General features: G+C 66.6%; 15 protein-coding genes. 6 read left to right on the top strand and 9 right to left on the bottom strand.

All coding sequences use genetic code 11. From position 1 onward, the window contains the following. Positions 1-7: 7 nt before the first annotated feature. The 4 genes from E0504_RS05100 to E0504_RS05090 all read right to left on the bottom strand — a co-directional run bounded on the left by E0504_RS05100 (position 8) and on the right by E0504_RS05090 (position 4119). A complete protein-coding gene (locus E0504_RS05100) occupies positions 8-1360 on the bottom strand; it encodes an IS30 family transposase (protein WP_373693866.1) in 1353 nt (450 codons plus the stop codon). After that, positions 1282-1647 carry a DDE-type integrase/transposase/recombinase gene (locus E0504_RS54040; protein WP_373693865.1) on the bottom strand — a complete coding sequence of 122 codons (366 nt, stop codon included), beginning with the start codon at positions 1645-1647 and terminating at the stop codon, positions 1282-1284. Before E0504_RS54040 ends, E0504_RS05100 begins: the two co-directional genes overlap by 79 nt. Before the next feature lie 293 nt (positions 1648-1940). Then, positions 1941-2582 carry a TetR family transcriptional regulator gene (locus E0504_RS05095; protein ID WP_131622229.1) on the bottom strand — a complete coding sequence of 214 codons (642 nt, stop codon included), beginning with the start codon at positions 2580-2582 and terminating at the stop codon, positions 1941-1943. Beyond that, entirely contained in the window at positions 2566-4119 is a 1554-nt protein-coding gene (locus tag E0504_RS05090) for a DHA2 family efflux MFS transporter permease subunit (protein ID WP_131622227.1), read from the bottom strand. The genes E0504_RS05095 and E0504_RS05090 overlap by 17 nt, the downstream gene beginning before the upstream one ends. Positions 4120-4482: 363 nt before the next feature. Here E0504_RS05090 and E0504_RS05085 point away from each other — a divergent pair, with 363 nt between their 5' ends. Continuing rightward, positions 4483-4902 (top strand): GNAT family N-acetyltransferase, encoded by a 420-nt coding sequence (locus E0504_RS05085; protein ID WP_131622225.1) that lies wholly within the window; start codon positions 4483-4485, stop codon positions 4900-4902. 35 nt (positions 4903-4937) lie between these two features. On the opposite strand, the gene E0504_RS50220 is transcribed toward E0504_RS05085, so the two are convergent. Beyond that, positions 4938-5378: a tyrosine-type recombinase/integrase gene (locus tag E0504_RS50220; RefSeq protein WP_165938405.1), complete on the bottom strand. Its 441-nt coding sequence runs from the start codon at positions 5376-5378 to the stop codon at positions 4938-4940. A gap of 390 nt (positions 5379-5768) precedes the next feature. Here E0504_RS50220 and E0504_RS05075 point away from each other — a divergent pair, with 390 nt between their 5' ends. From E0504_RS05075 to E0504_RS05060, 4 genes are all read left to right on the top strand, one after another. Beyond that, on the top strand, positions 5769-6995 hold the full coding sequence (locus tag E0504_RS05075) for an IS256 family transposase (RefSeq protein WP_131622221.1): 1227 nt from the start codon (positions 5769-5771) through the stop codon (positions 6993-6995). Continuing rightward, complete coding sequence (locus E0504_RS05070) at positions 6992-7585, top strand: AAA family ATPase (protein ID WP_243657418.1); 594 nt, start codon at positions 6992-6994, stop codon at positions 7583-7585. Before E0504_RS05075 ends, E0504_RS05070 begins: the two co-directional genes overlap by 4 nt. A gap of 49 nt (positions 7586-7634) precedes the next feature. Beyond that, entirely contained in the window at positions 7635-8063 is a 429-nt protein-coding gene (locus E0504_RS05065) for a DUF1990 family protein (protein ID WP_373693867.1), read from the top strand. Between the two features lie 66 nt (positions 8064-8129). Further along, a complete protein-coding gene (locus tag E0504_RS05060) occupies positions 8130-8429 on the top strand; it encodes a hypothetical protein (protein WP_131622217.1) in 300 nt (99 codons plus the stop codon). 262 nt (positions 8430-8691) lie between these two features. Here E0504_RS05060 and E0504_RS05055 read toward each other — a convergent pair whose 3' ends face one another. The 4 genes from E0504_RS05055 to E0504_RS05040 form a co-directional block, all read right to left on the bottom strand. Beyond that, complete coding sequence (locus E0504_RS05055; protein ID WP_131622215.1) at positions 8692-9192, bottom strand: hypothetical protein; 501 nt, start codon at positions 9190-9192, stop codon at positions 8692-8694. A 1110-nt stretch (positions 9193-10302) separates the two neighbouring features. Next, positions 10303-11547 (bottom strand): toll/interleukin-1 receptor domain-containing protein, encoded by a 1245-nt coding sequence (locus tag E0504_RS05050; protein WP_131622213.1) that lies wholly within the window; start codon positions 11545-11547, stop codon positions 10303-10305. A 927-nt stretch (positions 11548-12474) separates the two neighbouring features. Continuing rightward, on the bottom strand, positions 12475-14781 hold the full coding sequence (locus E0504_RS05045) for an AAA family ATPase (RefSeq protein ID WP_131622211.1): 2307 nt from the start codon (positions 14779-14781) through the stop codon (positions 12475-12477). Next, entirely contained in the window at positions 14778-15440 is a 663-nt protein-coding gene (locus E0504_RS05040) for a toll/interleukin-1 receptor domain-containing protein (RefSeq protein WP_131622209.1), read from the bottom strand. Before E0504_RS05040 ends, E0504_RS05045 begins: the two co-directional genes overlap by 4 nt. Before the next feature lie 475 nt (positions 15441-15915). Here E0504_RS05040 and E0504_RS05035 point away from each other — a divergent pair, with 475 nt between their 5' ends. Then, on the top strand, positions 15916-16206 hold the full coding sequence (locus tag E0504_RS05035) for a hypothetical protein (RefSeq protein ID WP_165938403.1): 291 nt from the start codon (positions 15916-15918) through the stop codon (positions 16204-16206). The last annotated feature ends 187 nt before the right edge of the window (positions 16207-16393 follow it).

The raw sequence follows: 16393 nt of genomic DNA, 5'->3' as shown, positions 1-16393 counted from the left end.
ACCGAACTCAACCGGTCGTCGCAACACCGGGTTGTTGGAGTGAGAGTAGCTGGTTGTTCATCGCTTCGGTGGGGGTCTTCCAGCGGAGGGTCTTGCGGGGCCGGTCGTTGAGGGTCGCGGCGATGGTGGCGAGTTCGTGGCGGGTCCAGCGGGACAGGTCGGTGCCCTTGGGGAAGTACTGGCGTAGCAGCCCGTTGGTGTTCTCGTTCGTGCCGCGCTGCCAGGGGCTGTGCGGGTCGGCGAAGTAGACCCCCAGGCCCGTGTCGGCGGTCAGCGCGGCGTGTCCGGCCATCTCCGTGCCGCGGTCCCAGGTCAGGGTCCGCCGTAGCTGCTCCGGTAGCACGGCGAACGCCCGGGTGATCGCGTCCCGGACAGCGTCGGCACCGCGGCCCGCCAGCGCCGGACCGTTCTTCACCCTCGGCTGGTGGCCGTAGCCGTCCATGCGGGGCAGGTGCAGCAGGACCGTGAGCCGGGTGGTGCGCTCGACCAGCGTGCCGATCGCGGACCGGTTCAATCCGATGATCAGGTCTCCTTCCCAGTGCCCCGCGACCGCCCGGTCTGTGGCCTCGACCGGCCGGGCGCCGATCCGCACCTCGGGGGTGACCATGCCGTCGCCGCGCCGTCCGGCCCGCGCGCGTGGCATCCGCAGCGCGCGGCCCGTGCGCAGACACGCGACCAGCTCACGGCGCAACGTCCCCCGCCCTTCGATGTAAAGGGCCTGGTAGATCGCCTCGTGCGAGATCCGCATCGTCGGGTCGTCGGGAAAATCGACCCGCAGCCGCCGCGAGATCTGCTCCGGGCTCCACGCGCTGACCCAGCGGCGGTCCTGGCGGTGCGGCTTGTTCCTGCCGGTGAACGGCGCCGTCCACGGGCCGGGCACCACCGTGCCGTCGCCGCGCCGGACCGGCCCGGCGAGCCGGTCCTGCACGTAGCCACGTAGCCGCTCGTTGCCGGCGAGCCTGGCAGTCTTGGGCCGGGTGGCCCGGCGGTCTCGATGCCACTGCGCGAGCGTGGCCCGGTAGACCAGCGTCCCGCCGCGGGTGCCGGCGTTACGCCGCAGCTCCCGCGACATCGTCGACGCAGGCCGACCCAGGCCCCGCGCGATCTGGCGGATGCTGTCCCCGCGGGCACGACCCAGGGCGATCTCCTCCCGCTCAGCGAACGACAGATACCGCCCCGACGGGGCGGGGAAGTCCGAAGGGGGCATCCCGCCACAGTTGCGGAACCACCGGGTCCCGACGGCCGGCGACACGCCGGCCGCGACACCGGCGTCCTCGCTGCTCAGTCCCCGCGCGATCGCCGCCCAGAACCGCTGCTGATGCTCCTGCCGTGCCACCGGCGGCCGCCCCGGCGAGCACATCCCCGCCCGTCCCGTGACCGTCTCGGTCCAATCCGCCGGCCGTCCCATTTCCACACCTCCGGATCGAGGTGTTGCGACGACCAGTTGAATCCGCCGTTACTTCCGCGGTCCGAATGAAAAATAGCTCCGGCGGTGAGCTGGTGGTTACGGGCGGCCATGGTGATGGCGGTTTCGATGAGCCCGGTGCGGTAGTTGTCGTCCATGGCCCAGCCGATGACGGCTTTTGTGTGGCAGTCGATGACGGTAGCGAGGTACAGCCAGCCTGAAGCTGACCCGTTCCTGTTCACACCTGGGCTCTTTATCGAACTCGGCGCGCTACAGGGCGCAGTCCATGCTGTGGCGCACGGCCACTGGCCGATCTTCGATGGTCAACACAACCCGCGACGGTCACCGGTGGCAGCCTCGCATTCACGTCCGCCACGCCGTCAGGTCGATCTGGCAGCCACCTGTCCACCACAATCCACAACGTGATCACAGAAATGCGGTCGCCGTTACTGGTGTGCGCTGCCTATCAACCTGACTCCGGTGTCGACACGGTCGAGGCCCTTCGCCGCTACAGTCAAGAAGCCGCTGGACTTCATTACGAAGTAATCAAAGGATTGCTCGCGGTTGCGCCGCTGATATGTGCGGAAATCGGGTCCAGGTAGCCAAGTGCCTGGTCGACAAGAGAGGACAGATCCGCGTGGGGATCTTCGGTCAGGGTGGGCAGGGCGGCAAGCATGGCGCCGATGGCGCTGCCGGCGATGGTGCGTACGGCGAGGTCGTCCTTTGGGCGTCTGGTCCGTTCGGCGATCGCGTCGGCGAGCAGGAGCATGGTCTGGGAGATCTGGTCGAGCATGGCTGCGCGCAGGGCGGGTTCGGCGATGATGAGCGAGGTGCGTTCCTGTACCGCCTGCCTCTGGCGCGGTGTGAGGGCCTCGAACTGCTGACGGATCGCGGCGCGTATCGCCTGGATGGGTGTGAGATCCGCGGGCTGGTCGTGGAACGCCTCAATGATCAGCGGGTCGAGGTCGTCCTGGAGAACGACGTCTTCTTTCGTGGGGAAGTAACGGAAGAAGGTCGTCTCCGAGACTTCCGCGGCGTCGATGATCTGTTCGATGGTGGTGGCGTGGTAGCCCTGTTCGCGGAACAGCCGCAGGGCGTGGGTCTGGATGGCGGCCCGAGTTCGGGCCTTCTTGCGTTCTCGCAGGCCAGGCATTGCTGGGTCAGTGGGCGACGGCATCGACGGTCCCTTCCTCGGTCGGCTGTCCGGCTTCCGTTCCACGGGATTGGCCTCGGGGAAGGAGGACCAGGGCCATGACGGCGCCGAGCAGGGCGATCGCGGCCGACGCCAGGAACGCGACGCTCATCCCATCGACGAACGCTGAGCGGATCGCTTGTTCCAGTCCGGGTGCCCCGGCCGCGTGCGCGGCGATCGTACCGTCATAGAGGCTCCTGCGCGCGCTCTCGGCGACCGTCGCCGGTAGCTCGGCGCTGTCGAGCCGGGTATGGTAAACCGCGACCAGAATACTGCCGGTAATTGCCGTACCGAGTGGTCCGCTTGTCTTATTGAATGCCTGCACGATGGCTGATTCGGTCCCACTGCGTTCGGCCGACAGTCCAGCCAGTGCTGCGGCGGTCGCTGCGGACAGGGCCAGTCCAGTTCCCGCGCCTACGAGCGCTGTCCAGCCGGCTGTGAACGCGGTGTCGGAAGTAGGCGTGGTGGTGACTGCTATGGCGAGACCGCCGGCCAAGAGAACAAAGCCCAAGGCTATCGTCAATCGCGCGGTGATCGCTGGTAGAAGCCGTCCGGAGAGCCCGGCGCCGACGACCATGCCGGCGATGAGGGGAAGCAGACGCAGGCCGCTGCCGAGCGTGTCTGTCCCTTGCACTCCCTGGAAGTACTGAGGAATGGTGAAAAGTACTCCAATCATCGCTAGGCCCGCGACCGCGGCGAGTGCTGATCCCCATAGAAACGGGCCCGGTTGCAGGAGCCGCGGGTCGACCAGCGGCCGGCCGGCGGGCATCCGACCGAGCCGATGCTCCCACCAGACGAACCCGGCGACCATGGCGGCTCCCGCAGCGATCGGCAGTACCGCGTCTAGGCTGCCCCAACCGTGCTCTCCGGCTCGCACCAGACCATAGATCACCAGGGCCAGTCCCGCCGCCGACGCCGCCGTGCCGACCGGGTCCAGACCAGGGCGTTCCGCCGACCGTGACTCCGGGATCAGGACGAAACCGATCACTGCGGCGAGCACGACGACCGGCACGTTGAGCAGGAAGACCCAGCCCCACCAGAACTGCGACAGCATCCAGCCGCCGAGAATCGGGCCGAGTGGTAGGGCAAGGAAGGCCGCTGCCTGATAGATCGCCACTGCCCGTGGGCGTTCATGCTCGTCGAACAGGACGACCAGGGCCGACAGGGCCATCACCGTGATACCGGCGCCAGCCAGGCCCTGAAGCAACCGCCCTGTCAGGAACACCGCGATCGATCCGGCGTAGGCGCAGAGCACCGACCCAAGGCCGAACAGCGCCAGGGACGCGAGCAAGACCGCCCGGCGGCCGAACCGGTCGCCCACCAAGCCGACGGGCAGCACCGCCGCCGCTAGTACGAGCAGATAGCCGGCGGAGAACCAGACCAGGTCGGACTGCGAAGCGTCAAGCGCCGTCGACAGCGTCGGCTGGGCTACCGACAGGACGGTGCCGTCCAGGCTGACGGCGAGAACGCTCAGGTTGACCGCCCCCAGCGCCCACCACCGCCGCGCCCCCAATCCTTGCATGTGACAGTCCCCCTCTAATAAAAGTGACCTCCAAAAGACGGTAACATACGCGAGGTGCGGGGTTCGTGCCCTCTCTCGCCGGGCCCGTACATGAGCCCCGTCCTGGGAGAGTCGGTGGCACCCGACAGTGCGATCGAACTGCTCGGCATGGCGATAGACCCGATATGCCCGGCCTGCGATCCGGCTGCGTGCGGCTCTGTGGGGCTCCAGAAAGAAGGTCCCGGTCTGTGAGCTGGTCTTCTACGGTTGACGTGGTCTTCCGTGGGAACGGTCGGGTCGCGTCGTGGTACTCGTTGACCAGCCCGTCGAGCATCGGACGCTGGAGCTTCGGGCCGGGGTGATCATGGGTGGCGTGTCGGGTGGATGCTGATCGAGGGAGCGGTGGGGCCGGCGGATTCTGATCGCATGTGGGCGATCCGCGGGCACGGCATGTGGGTGGTCGAGGACCGGCGCAGCGGACGGTTCCTCGGCCGCGCCGGCACCTGCTTAGCCCTGGGCTGGCCCGGCGTGGAGGTCGCGGCCTCGATCCGCCGCGACCGGTGGGGCCAGGGCCTGGGCATCGAGGCGATCATGGCGGCGCTTGATTTCGGGTTCACTCACCCTGACGTCGACGAGCTGATCACTGCCACACATCAAGAGAACGCGGGTATGAACATGATCGCCCGTAAGCTCGGGATGACCTTCCACGAGATCGCCGACGTCGGCCTGTGGAAGGCGAACAACGTCTGTGCGATCAGCCGGGCCGGCTGGACCGCCAGCCGACCCGGCGAGACCCAAAGCTGATCGGCCCGTGCGTGACGGCTTCGTTGATCGCTGAGTCAGGGGGTCGCCCGGGCGGGCCCGTCACCGGTGAGCGGGCTGCGGCCACGGTCGGCAAGCCAGAGTTCGGGGCGGTTGGCGTGCTTGTCGCGGGCGCGCATCCGTAGGTAGCGGTCGAGGGCCAGCGCGGTGTTGTTGCCGATTGGCGCAGGTCGCGGGCGGTTCTCCTTGCCGAGCACGTGCAGCATCTTGCGCGTGAGGTCGACGTCGTCGACGCGGAGCTTGGTGATCTCGGTGCGTCGCCCGCCGGAGTCGAGTAGGCACCGGATGATCGGGTTGTCGCGGGGTCTACGAGCATCTTGCCGGCGCAGGTGGCCTGAACGGCTCGGATCTCGTCTTCGTGCGGCACCGGGACGGGCTTCTTGTCGACCTTCGGTGGTGACATCCGTTCCAGCGGTGAGTGTGTGATCTCCTCTTTGTCGAGAAGTCGCTTGAACCACTGCTGAAAGGCGCGGAAGGTCTGGTTCACGTAGGCGTCGCCACGGCGCTGCGGCTGTCGTGGCGTCGGCACGGTGCCGAACCAGGTCAGGAACTCCTCGATCTGTGCCTTCGTGATCTCCTCGACTCCGTCGGGCGGGTTGTCGGAGTCGGTCAGGTAGTTGATCGGTGCGGTGGCGGCGTCGAGGGAGAGCATGCGTGTCTTGGGGCCTTGCGTGCCGCTTCCCTCGAGTGTTCCAGCTCGTCGGCAGCAGTCCTCAGAGGGGGTCCAAGCCCTCACGGGAGCAATGGTTGAGACCTGTGGATCGGCCGGGAGGGGCGTACCTTCCCGGTGATCGAGGTTGAGGTCTCAAACAGGCCGACGTTGACGCGTCGGTCGGGAAGGTACGCCCGTGCTCACGGTAGTCCCAGACGATGGCGCGCAGGAAGACGGCGCGGTGGGTGCGCCGTCGTTGATCGACGAGATCGTTCGTGAGGGTGCTCGGCGGATGCTGGCCGCGGCGTTGGAAGCCGAGGTGGATGCGTATATCGCCGGGCTTGCTGACCAGCGCGATGAGCGGGGCCGGCGGCCGGTGCGGTCCAGGTCCGCGCGCCGCGGGTCAACGACCGCCACGTCGACCCGGCCAGCGGCCAGCGGACAGCGGGCGCGGTTCTCCTCGGCGATCCTGCCGCCGTGGTGCCGCCGGTCCCCGCGGGTCGCAGAGGTGTTGCCGTTGCTGTACCTGCACGGCCTGTCCAGCGGGGACTTCGTGCCGGCGTTGAAGCAGTTCCTGGGCAGCTCGGCCGGCCTGTCCGCGGCCACCATCACCCGGCTGACGAAGACCTGGCAGGACGACTACCAGACGTTCAGCGACCGGGATCTGTCGAGCGTGGACTACGTGTATGTGTGGGCCGACGGTGTGCACGTGAACATCCGTCTGGACGAGGAGAAGCTGTGCCTGCTGGTCCTGATCGGGGTCCGCGCCGACGGCCGGAAGGAACTCGTCGCGATCACGGACGGGTATCGGGAGTCGACCGGCTCGTGGGCGGATCTGCTGCGTGACTGCGCCCGGCGCGGCATGTCCGCACCGGTGCTCGCGGTCGGGGACGGGGCGTTGGGGTTCTGGGGCGCACTGCGCGAGGTGTTCCCGGAAGCTACCGAACAACGCTGCTGGTTCCACAAGATCGGGAATGTGTTGTCGGCGTTGCCGACCTCCGCGCACCCGGGTGCGAAGAAGGCGCTCGCCGAGATCTGGAACGCCGAGGACCGGGCCCACGCCGAGCAGGCAGCGAGGGCGTTCGCCAAGGCGTACGGGGCGAAGTTCCCGAAGGCCACCGCGAAGATCGCCGACGATCTGGGCGTGTTGCTGGCGTTCTACGACTACCCGGCAGAGCACTGGATCCACCTGCGGACCACGAACCCGATCGAGTCCACATTCGCGACCGTCCGCCACCGCACCAAGGTCACCAAGGGGGCAGGGTCGCGTGCCGTCGGGCTGGCGATGGCGTTCAAGCTCATCGAGTCCGCCCAGACCCGCTGGCGCGCGGTCAACGCCCCGCACCTCGTCGCCCTCGTCCGCGCAGGTGCGGTGTTCGAGGCGGGCGAACTCGTCGAACGCCCACAGGCGCGCGCGGCATGAGCAGTCCCCGCCCCGCTCACCCGGAGGCGCCGGCCCGCGCCTCGGACGCACCAACCGGCAGAGTGATCGTGATGACCGGGCCGCCTGGTGCGGGCAAGACCACGATCGCCCGGCAGGTGGCCGACCGGCTCTCGCTCAGCGTGCACCTGCACGCCGATGACTTCTGGCACTTCATCCGCCAGGGCGCCATCGCGCCCTACCTGCCCGAAGCGCACCACCAGAACACGATCGTCATCAACGTCGTGGCCGACACCGCGTTCGGCTACGCCGCCGGCGGCTACGACGTGATCTGCGACGGCATCATCGGCCCCTGGTTCCTCGACGCGTTCCGTGCCATCAGCACGACCAGCGGAATCGAGCTGCACTACCTCGTGCTACGCCCCAACGAAGCGACGACGCTCCGCCGAGCTACCAGCCGAACCGCCACCGACGCGTTGACCGACCCCGAGCCGATCCGCTCGCTTCACCACCAGTTCAGCAGCCTCGACACCCTCGAACCCCACGTGTTGGACTCCAGCCACATGGATCCCGCAGCCACAGCCGAGGCCGCGTTGCACGGCATCACCAACGGCCACTACCAGCTCAGTTGATCTCTATCGGTCCGCCACACGATCCACAGGTTTTGACAATTCCTCGTTGGTGGGGCGGGGACAGGCTGTGTTCGCGGCGGCTGCTGCGGTGGTCATGAGCTGGGGGATGCATCGGCGTGCCAGACTCGGGCTGGCGGTGTCGTCCCCTGGGGCGGATCTCGGGGTGACCGTGGTGATGTGTGCGGGTTGGGGACGGGTCGGTGTGCTGGCCGCCTGTCGGGTCGTGTGGGTGCTCGACGAGACCGACCGGCGGGGTTTCGCCTACGGGACCCTGCCTGATCATCCTGAGGTCGGTGAGGAGGCTTTCGTCGTCGAGCGTGACGCCAGCGATGCGGTCTGGCTGATCATCACAGCTTTCAGCCGGCCGAACGGATTCCTGCCGCGACTCGCCGGACCCGCAGGCCGAAGGGCGCAGACCATGATGACCACGCGGTACGCCCGAGTGGTGCGGGGCACGGCGGGTTATCGGGAAGTCTGATTCGAGCAGGCCGACCGCCCGGGCCCGCGTGTCCGACCACCCGACTTCGCAAGGTCAGCGCGGTCGGTGGCCGCTGTCGCGACCGGGGCGCCCGTCGAGTGTTCTGCCTTCGGTCCGCAGCCGCTGTTCGACGAGGTGCAGGAAGAGCTGAACCTGATGCGTCCTGGCGGGTTCGGGGCAGGGAAGTTGGTCGACTCGCTGGCGCAGGTCGTCGTCCCACACGGCGGCGGCCAGGCGGGCGGTGTGGCGCAGGAGACGGGGTTGCGGGTGCGTCAGCCGTCTGCCCAGGACGTCGTGGAGCCGATGGTGATGGGCGTCCAGATCGGGCCGTTGGCGAGGCGGTGCATCAGTTCGGCTTTCATGTAGCCGGATCGAAAGCACCACGGATCGGCTTCGAGGAACTGGACGGCGGTCTCGACCTCCTCAGGTTCCCCGCTCCGTAGCGCTTTGGCGGCGCGGTCGAACGGGCTGTAGAAGCCTCGGACCGCCAGGTCGAAGCGGTCCGCCTCCCGAGCTCAGGCATCCCACTGGTCCGCGCTCAGGCTCCGGCGCGCCCATAGTCGGTGTACGTCGGCGTGTAGCCGTTCGAGTTCGACGGCCCGCGCCGTGATGCCGCTACGGATCCTTGTCACCCGACGTCCACGCCCGGGAGTTGGCGGCGAAGGGTCTTCAGGTCCCGTTTCGACAGCATCGCGTCCTGGACGCCCAGGCGGCACAGCCGTTCAAGACGCCGGGCGAAGGCGAAGCCGGCCAGGGTGAGGGTTGCTTCTTCGAGGTAGAGGTGGTCGAGTTCCTCCAGTGCGACGAGTTGCTGCACCCCGGCGTCGCTGAAATGGTTGCCGAAACTCTGCCACCAGGTCAGGTGCCGCAACGCGGCCAGGTGCGGCAGCGCCTCGTCGGTCAGTTCGGTCCAGGCCAGCGTCAGTCTCCGCAGGCCCGGGGCCAGGTGAGCGAGCGCGGACAGCGACCCCGACTGAACCGGATACATGATCGACAGCATGGTGATGCTGTCGGAGGGCAGCTGATCGAGAAAGCGCACGTCGACCGGAGACCAGCTGACCGAGGCCGATTCGACGGTTCTGCCGCCGTGGCCATCCAGCTCCGCGGCGGGGTGGATCTCCAGGGTCACCTCCCCGCGGTCCGGTACTTCCACGTCACCGCGTGCCGGCAGCGGCCCCAGGTGGTCGTAGGAGGAGCCAACCCAATCGATCATGCCCACAGTGCGGTTCTCGGGGAACGGGAGGACGACCACGAGCACAGACTGCCCGGTCTGATTGCAGGCGACCAGTGGTTTCCGTGGCTGCGACCGGTGTTGCAACATCGCGATCGTCCAGCGATTTGCGCGTCGGCTCTGACGGCGCTCTGGTCCTCGCTGTTCTCCGATGGCTTGGTCTCAAGGCCCGGGCGCTGCATGGACGGGCACGGGAGCGAGGGCATGCGAGCCCGCCAGATCAGCCATAGTCGCAGCTTTCCGTGTGCGATCGATCACGTTGTGGAGGTTCGCATTAGTGTCGACGCCCAAGATGCCCGATGGGTTATATACCTAGGTCACACCGATGGTCGCGGTGACCAGTGCGCCCGGCAGGGATCGAACCTGCGACCCAGTGCTTAGAAGCAATTAGGGCTGGTGCGGAATGCTGAACTGCCTGTTCACAGGTGGTGTGCGAGCGTAGGAGCCATAGTTATCAGTTGTCTGACGGGGCGGTTTTTCGCCGCCTGGCGGGCGGGTTTCCTGCGCTGTGTTCGGCGGTTTTCTTGCTGGCCGTCGAACTCCGGCGGGATGCGCTGTGCTGGGCTGATGGTGGCGCGGTGCCAGTGTGGCCTGGCGTTCTGCGGCGAGGCTGTGATTCCGGTGATGCATGGTCCTGGTGGCGCTGGGTGACGTGTCTGTGATGGGCGCGTCAGAACTGGCCCGAGGATGCGTTTTTTGGTGCTGTACGGCACACCGGCGAGAGGGAAAATACTCGTTAGCCGAGTCTAGCCCGGTGCGGATTTCATTTGAGACCGCGGGGTGTCGGATGTGATGATGACATGAATTACTGGCTGGTGTCCACAGGAAAACGCTGTGTCGGCGCTGGTGCAGGAGAGGAAGGTGGTGCCCTCAGGGCCGGGCAGGGCCGCGAGGGCGGTCACCGGCTCGGTGCGGCCGGTGAGGGATTGGCCACCGGGCTTGGATCGACTGCGACAATGTTCTCTTCCTCGACGAGGCTCCGGAGAGCGGAACAACACCTGTCCGGGTCTAGCCGGCGTCTGGCGCTCTTTGCCATCTGGTTGATCGCTGCCGTCGGGAGTGCCTCTTGCCGCGTTTGTCCAGCGTCCATTCGAGCAGTTTGGCGGTCGCAAGGGCGCTGGCGTGGTCGTGGCCGAGGGTGTGGCGTTGGCGGGTGAGGGTGTCGTCGAGGAGGGTGCGTGCTGCGGTGTGATCGCCAAGCTTGTCCAGGGTCCACCCGAGCCGGTGGGCGGTCTCAAGGGTGCTGGGGTGGTCGTGGCCGAGGGTGGCGCGTCGGCGGGTGAGGGTGTCGTCGAGCAGGGCGCGTGCTGCGGTGTGATCGCCGAGATTGCCCAGAGTCCACCCGAGCAGTTTGGCGGTCGCAAGGGTGCTGGGGTGGTTGTGGCCGAGGGTGGCGCGTCGGCGGGTGAGGGTGTCGTCGAGGAGGGTGCGTGCTGCGGTGTGATCGCCAAGTCTGTCGAGGGTCCACCCGAGCAGGTGGGCGGTTCTGAGGGTGTCGGTGTGGTCGTGGCCGAGGGTGGCGCGTCGGCGGGTGAGGGTGTCGTCGAGCAGGGCGCGTGCTGCGGTGTGATTGCCGAGATTGACCAAGGCCAACCCGAGCAGGTGAGCGGTCGCGAGGGTTCTGGTGGCGTCGTGGCCGAGGGTGCGGCGTTGTTGAGCGAGTAGATCCTCAAGGCTCTGTCGATCATCCGGGGCGAGGGTGGTGTCGGCGGGTTCAGGGTCGGTGGTGGGGAAGGCCGGTTCGCGGGTCGGTGCGTTCGGCCGGTGTACGGGGAAGCCGGGTGGGCTGGTGGGTTTGGCGCGTCCGGTGAGTGCGTGGCGGACGTGGTCGAGGAGGTACCGGCCGGCCTGGTGGGCGTCGTGGTTGAACAGGTCGATGGAGACGACGGCACCGAGTAGCCCCGGCCGTAGGCAGTCTTCGACCCGTACAGGTAGGAGTTTGCGGCCGAAGCCGTGGGGGTCGGCGGCGTGGGCGGCTTGCCACTCCGTCTGGCCGTAGACCGAGGTCAGGTAGGCGTCGGAGAGCACCGCGACCGTGCGTTGAGCGCGTTGCACGCCTTGTTGCATGCGGATCTGCCAGTTCGTTCCGGCGACGAAGTCCCATGCTTGGACGAGCACGCGGTAGCCGGCTTCTTCGAGCTGCCAGGAGATCCACTCCGCCCATGGGCGATCGGCCGCCGTGTAGGAGACGAAGAAGTCCCAGCCCGCGCGGCTGTCGCCGGTAGTGCTTTCCGTGTTGCCCCCGTTGCTCACCCGGACAGTGTGCCATCGAGACTGTCCGGGTCAGACCGTGCTGGTACGGCGTGTGCCAGGGTCCGCGTCTGGCCGGCGTCGGGACTGTGGTCGAGGCGCGGGCCCGTGTGCGGCGGGGGCTGCGGGTTGAGCCCGGGCGCCTGTTGGGGACCTTCGAGGGGAACGGCGAGGGGAAAAGTTATCAGGTCACTGAGCGCTGTGAGCCGCGATGCGGGCCGCTTCCTGCTCTGCTGGTGCAGGTCACGGAGCTGTCGACGGCCGGCGGGGAACAGTGGGAGACCTGGTGCTCATTAAGCGTCCGAGCGGGTTTCGGACCCGCACTGTCCGACCTTACTCGGCATCGCCGCAGTTCAGAGGGCCGATTTGTGCGCCCGGCAGGGATCGAACCTGCGACCCAGTGCTTAGAAGAAATTAGGGCTGGTGCGAAATGCTGAACTGCCTGTTCGCAGGTGGTGCGCGAGCGCCGGAGTCATAGTTATCAGTTGTCTGACGGGGCGGGTTTTCCGTCCCGCGATCCGGTTTCTCTTGCTGGCCGTCGCGCCTTCGACGTGTGCGCTGTTCTGAGCTGGCGATAGCGAGGTGTCAGTATCGCCTGGCGTTCCGTGGCGGGGCTGTGGCTCCGGCGGTGTGTGGATTCTGATGGCGCTGGGTGACGTGTCTGGGGTGGTCGTGTCGAATCTGGCTGGCGGGTAGCTCTTTCTGGCGATGTGCAGCGCACCGGCGGAGCGAAAACTGTTATTCAGGCCCTTTTGATCGGCGCGGATTGCGCCTTCCGGCTTATTGGTGTGGTTCTGGAGAAATGTGACCGCGCTGAGTCTAGTGATGATTCTGATTCCAGGCTGGTGCCTACAGGGAATCCGCCATGTCGTCGCTGGTGGTGAGGAGGGTGGCGCCGTCGTCGGGGTCCGGGGAGGATGGTGAGGGCGTTCATATAGTCGGTGTGTCTGGTGAGGGGCTGGCTGTGGGGTCCGCTGGTTGTGGAGTTCCACAGTCGGGTCGTGCGGTTGTGGTTGGGCTCCAAGCAATGATGGTGTTATTGTCGTCGGCGGTGACGAGAAAATTGCGTTGGTTGGGTAGAGCGATAGTGGCCAACGTGGTCACTGGGCTTGCGTGGCCGGTGAGAGGCGGTCCTTCTAGTTGGCCATTTTCGGCGTCCCACAGTCGTACTGTGTGGTCCCAACCGGTGGTAGCGAGTAGGGCGCGGTGGTCCGGCAAAGGGACAGTGGCCAGGGCTCGCACCCAGCCGCCGTGGTTGATGATTGGTGGGAGGGTGGATTTTCCGATGTCCGGATCCCAGAGCCGCACTGTCTGGTCCCAGCTGGTGGTGGCGAGGACGACGCGACGGTTGGCCAGATGGACAAGGGTCATTGCTCGTACCCAGCCCGTGTGGCCGGTGAGGGGTGGGCCTTCGGGTTTGCCTGTGGTCGGGTCCCAGAGTCGCACCGCGGGGTCGTTGCCGGCGGACGCCAGCAAAACGCGCCCATCTGGCAACGGCACAGCGGCTAGGGCGTTCACGGTGCGAGCGTGGCGGGAGACGCCTGCCCACATGGCAGATTGGACGGTCCAAGGCCAGGGGGCAAATTGTGTAGTATTTTGAGTGAGAGTGGAAGCGAAAGTTTTGCGTGCCCATATATGGAGCCAAAAGGCGGGTGGATTTTCGGGGCAATTGTTGATGTCCCTGCGGGCATGTTCGTAGGCCTTAACTGCAGCGAAGCCATCGGCGGTCTGGAGATATTTGTGGTGATCAAGAATACCCGCAGGTTGGCAGCTCAATAGAAACCCGGGATCGTTGACCAGATTGTCGAGGCACCCGGATTTGGCGGCATGTTCGGCAAGATGAGTGTGAGTGTATCGGCAGGTTGATACCCAATCCCGCTGGTCGATTGGGGCAGAGGGCGTGAGTATGGCGGTGATTCGCTGGTGCGCTTCGCGGGTGGCAGTGGACAGGGCGTCGGCGATGTCGCGAAATGTGTCGTCGTCGCTCTCGGCGAGAGTGGTGCCGGTGGTGAAGTCGCGCAGACTCTGGTGGCGAGGTAGGTAGAGGTCGTCGCGGGTAGTGGGTCCCCGGTGGGTGGCGAGGAACGGTCGGAAGATGCCGCGGAGCAGGGTGCGGGTGTTGGCTTCGGGGACGCCTGCCCAGGTGGCGATGGTGGCGGCATTTTGGGGTTCGCGGATGGCGGTGAGGGTGGCGAGGACGGGGAGGCCGTGGGTCTCCCATGCGGTGCCGCCAAGTTCGTTTTGCCAGCGGTGGAGGTTGTCGGCGTAGTAGCCGGCGAGTCCTTCGGGGAGCCGGTCGATGTCGGCGGGGTTACGGCCGTGGTCGCGGATCTGGTCGAGGACGGTGAGTGCGTAGATCCATACTCCGCCGGAGCGGTCGGACAGGGTTCGGCAGAACCGGCCGGCGGGCATGCCCGCGTGGTGGAGGGCGTCGACGATTTGGGGGTCGGTGGTGCTGAGGGTGGTGAGGTAGTCGAGGAGGTCTTGGCGGTTGGAGACGCTTTCGACGTCGATGCGTTCGATGACGCGTGCCCCGGTGGGGATGATGAGGGTTTTGGGCCGTGTGGTCGCGACGATGATCGTGCCGGGGGGTAGGGCGGTGGGCAGGCCGAGGGGTAGTTCTCCGGGGGGTGGGGGTGGTGCTTCGTCGAGTCCGTCGACGAGCAGCACGACCGGCTGGTCTTTCTGCTGTTTGTCGTTGTCGCGGGTTCTCGCGGCGTCGCAGAGCCGGAGGTAGAGCCAGTGTGGGGTGTTGGCGTTATCGGGCAGGACGCCGCCGGGGGCAGCCTCGATTTGCCAGCGGGCGATGAGTTGGGCGGCGAGGTTGAGCCTGGCGGTTTCGGGGGTGCGTCCTTCGGTGAGGCGGGTGAAGTGCGAGGGCCAGGCGCGGGTGAAAGCCAGGTAGGTGGCGAGGGCGGATTTGCCCATGCCGGCTTCGGCTTCGATGAGCAGGTAGCCGCCGCGGCGTAGCTGGACGCAGCGTTGGAGGTAGGCGTCGATGGTGTCGATGAGATCGGCGCGTCCGCGGAAACGGGCGACCGGGTTGTCCGGGTCGGCAGGGTCGTTTAGTCGGAGGTCTCCGGGGAGCGGGTCGAGGGGGATGGTGGCGTCGCGCAGCAGGGCGAACGGGCCCGTGAACCGTTGCTGCCAGATCTGCCCGTAGTTGACCCCGATTGCCTGCCCGTTCGACGCGGTGACATGGTCGACCGTGGGCCGGTTCTGGCCGTCGGAGGTCATCCGCCGGAGGTGTTCCGGTTCTGGATGATCTGCCCGTAATTGACGCCGATGGCTTGTCCGTCGGGTGCGGTGACGGTGCTGATGTGGATGCCGCCCGCGGCGGGTGCGCTGGTGGTGTCTGCACCTGAGTCGGGTTGGGCGGAGGGGAACGGCGGTGGGGGAGGTGCTGTCTGTGGGCTGGTGGGGAACGGGGGCGCGGTGGCGGGTTTCGCTCGACCGCCAGAGACAGCCATTTCGGCGGCGTGTAGCAGGTACGCGCGGGCGGTGTCCTCGGGGATGCCGTGCAGGTCGAGGGAGACGACCTGGCCGAGTAGGCCGGGCCGTGGGCAGTCCTCGACGCGGGTGACGAGGAGTTTGCGGGTCTCGCCGGTGGGGTCGGCGGACCAGGCGACCTGCCACTCGGCTGCGCCGTAGACGGAGCGGGTGTAGGCGGTGGAGAATACGGCGATCGTCCGCTGCGCGGCGGCGACACCCCGGTCCATGCCGGTGCCCCAGTTCGATCCGGGGGTGAAGTCCCAGGCTTGGATCAAGACGCGGTAGCTGGCGTCTTCCAGGGTCCAGGCGATCCACTCGGCCCATGGCCGGTCGGTCTGGGTGTAGGAGACGAAAAAGTCCCAGGCCGCGCCGCTGCCGCTTTGCGTGTTGCCCCCGTTGCTCACCCGAACAGTGTGTCACCGGGACAGACCGTGTCAGGTCCTGGGCCGTACGGCGTTGAGTCAGGGCCCGCGTCTGGGGCTGCCGCGGAGGCGTGCGCGCCAGCGCAGCGGGGTTGTGGGGCTGGCCCCGCCACCCAGTTAGCGATCTTCTACGGCTGGTACAAGTAGAAAAGTTATCAGGTGTCAGCGCGCTGTGCGGTGTCCGTCTGCCCGCTTCTGGGCTGATGTTCGCAGGTCACGGAGCTACCGACGGCCGGCGGGGAGCGGGTGAGAGACCTGGTGCCTATTAGGCGCCAGAGCGGGTTTCGGGCCCGCGTTGGCCGATCTTGCTCGGCATCGTCGCAGGTCAGAGGGCCGATTTGTGCGCCCGGCAGGGATCGAACCTGCGACCCAGTGCTTAGAAGCAATTGAGGCTGGCACGCAATGCTGAACTGCCTGTTCACAGGTGGTGTGCGAGCGTAAGGGTGATAGTTATCAGTTGTCTGACGGGGCGGTTTTTCGCCGTCTGGCGGGCGGTTTTCCTGCGCTGTGCTCAGCAGGTTTGTTGCTGGCCGTCGAATTCCGGTGGGATGCGCTGTGTCGAGCTGGTGGTGGCGCGATGCAAGTACAGTCTGGCGCTCTGTATATGTGCTGTGATTCCGGCAATTCGTGGGTTCTGGTGGCACTGGGTGACGTATCTGCGGTGGGCGCATTGGATCTAGTAGATGATGCTTTTTCTGGCGCTGCGCAGAATTCCGGAGGCGGGAAAAATATTTTTCACCAAGACTAGAGTCGATGTAATTTTCTGCAGACATTCTGGTTTGTTAATTTTTTGATGCTGCAAAATATGGTGGTGTCGAGTGTGGTAATAGCGTTAATTGCTGGCTCGTGCCCACAGAAAAATCGCTGTGTCGTTGCCAGCGGTGGCGAGGAGGGTGGTGCCGTCGGGTCCGGGGAGGACCGCGAGGGCGTTCACG

It is taken from the genome of Parafrankia sp. BMG5.11, from assembly GCF_004337455.1.
Note: the sequence above shows the minus strand (reverse complement) of the source record. Positions and strands in the feature narration are given on the sequence as shown.

Coding starts and splice junctions, on each gene's coding strand:
- E0504_RS05100 (WP_373693866.1), bottom strand. CDS start 1,360: ATGTGCTCGCCGGGGCGGCCGCCGGTGGCACGGCAGGAGCATCAGCAG.
- E0504_RS05095 (WP_131622229.1), bottom strand. CDS start 2,582: ATGCCGTCGCCCACTGACCCAGCAATGCCTGGCCTGCGAGAACGCAAG.
- E0504_RS05090 (WP_131622227.1), bottom strand. CDS start 4,119: ATGCAAGGATTGGGGGCGCGGCGGTGGTGGGCGCTGGGGGCGGTCAAC.
- E0504_RS05085 (WP_131622225.1), top strand. CDS start 4,483: ATGCTGATCGAGGGAGCGGTGGGGCCGGCGGATTCTGATCGCATGTGG.
- E0504_RS05070 (WP_243657418.1), top strand. CDS start 6,992: ATGAGCAGTCCCCGCCCCGCTCACCCGGAGGCGCCGGCCCGCGCCTCG.
- E0504_RS05045 (WP_131622211.1), bottom strand. CDS start 14,781: ATGACCTCCGACGGCCAGAACCGGCCCACGGTCGACCATGTCACCGCG.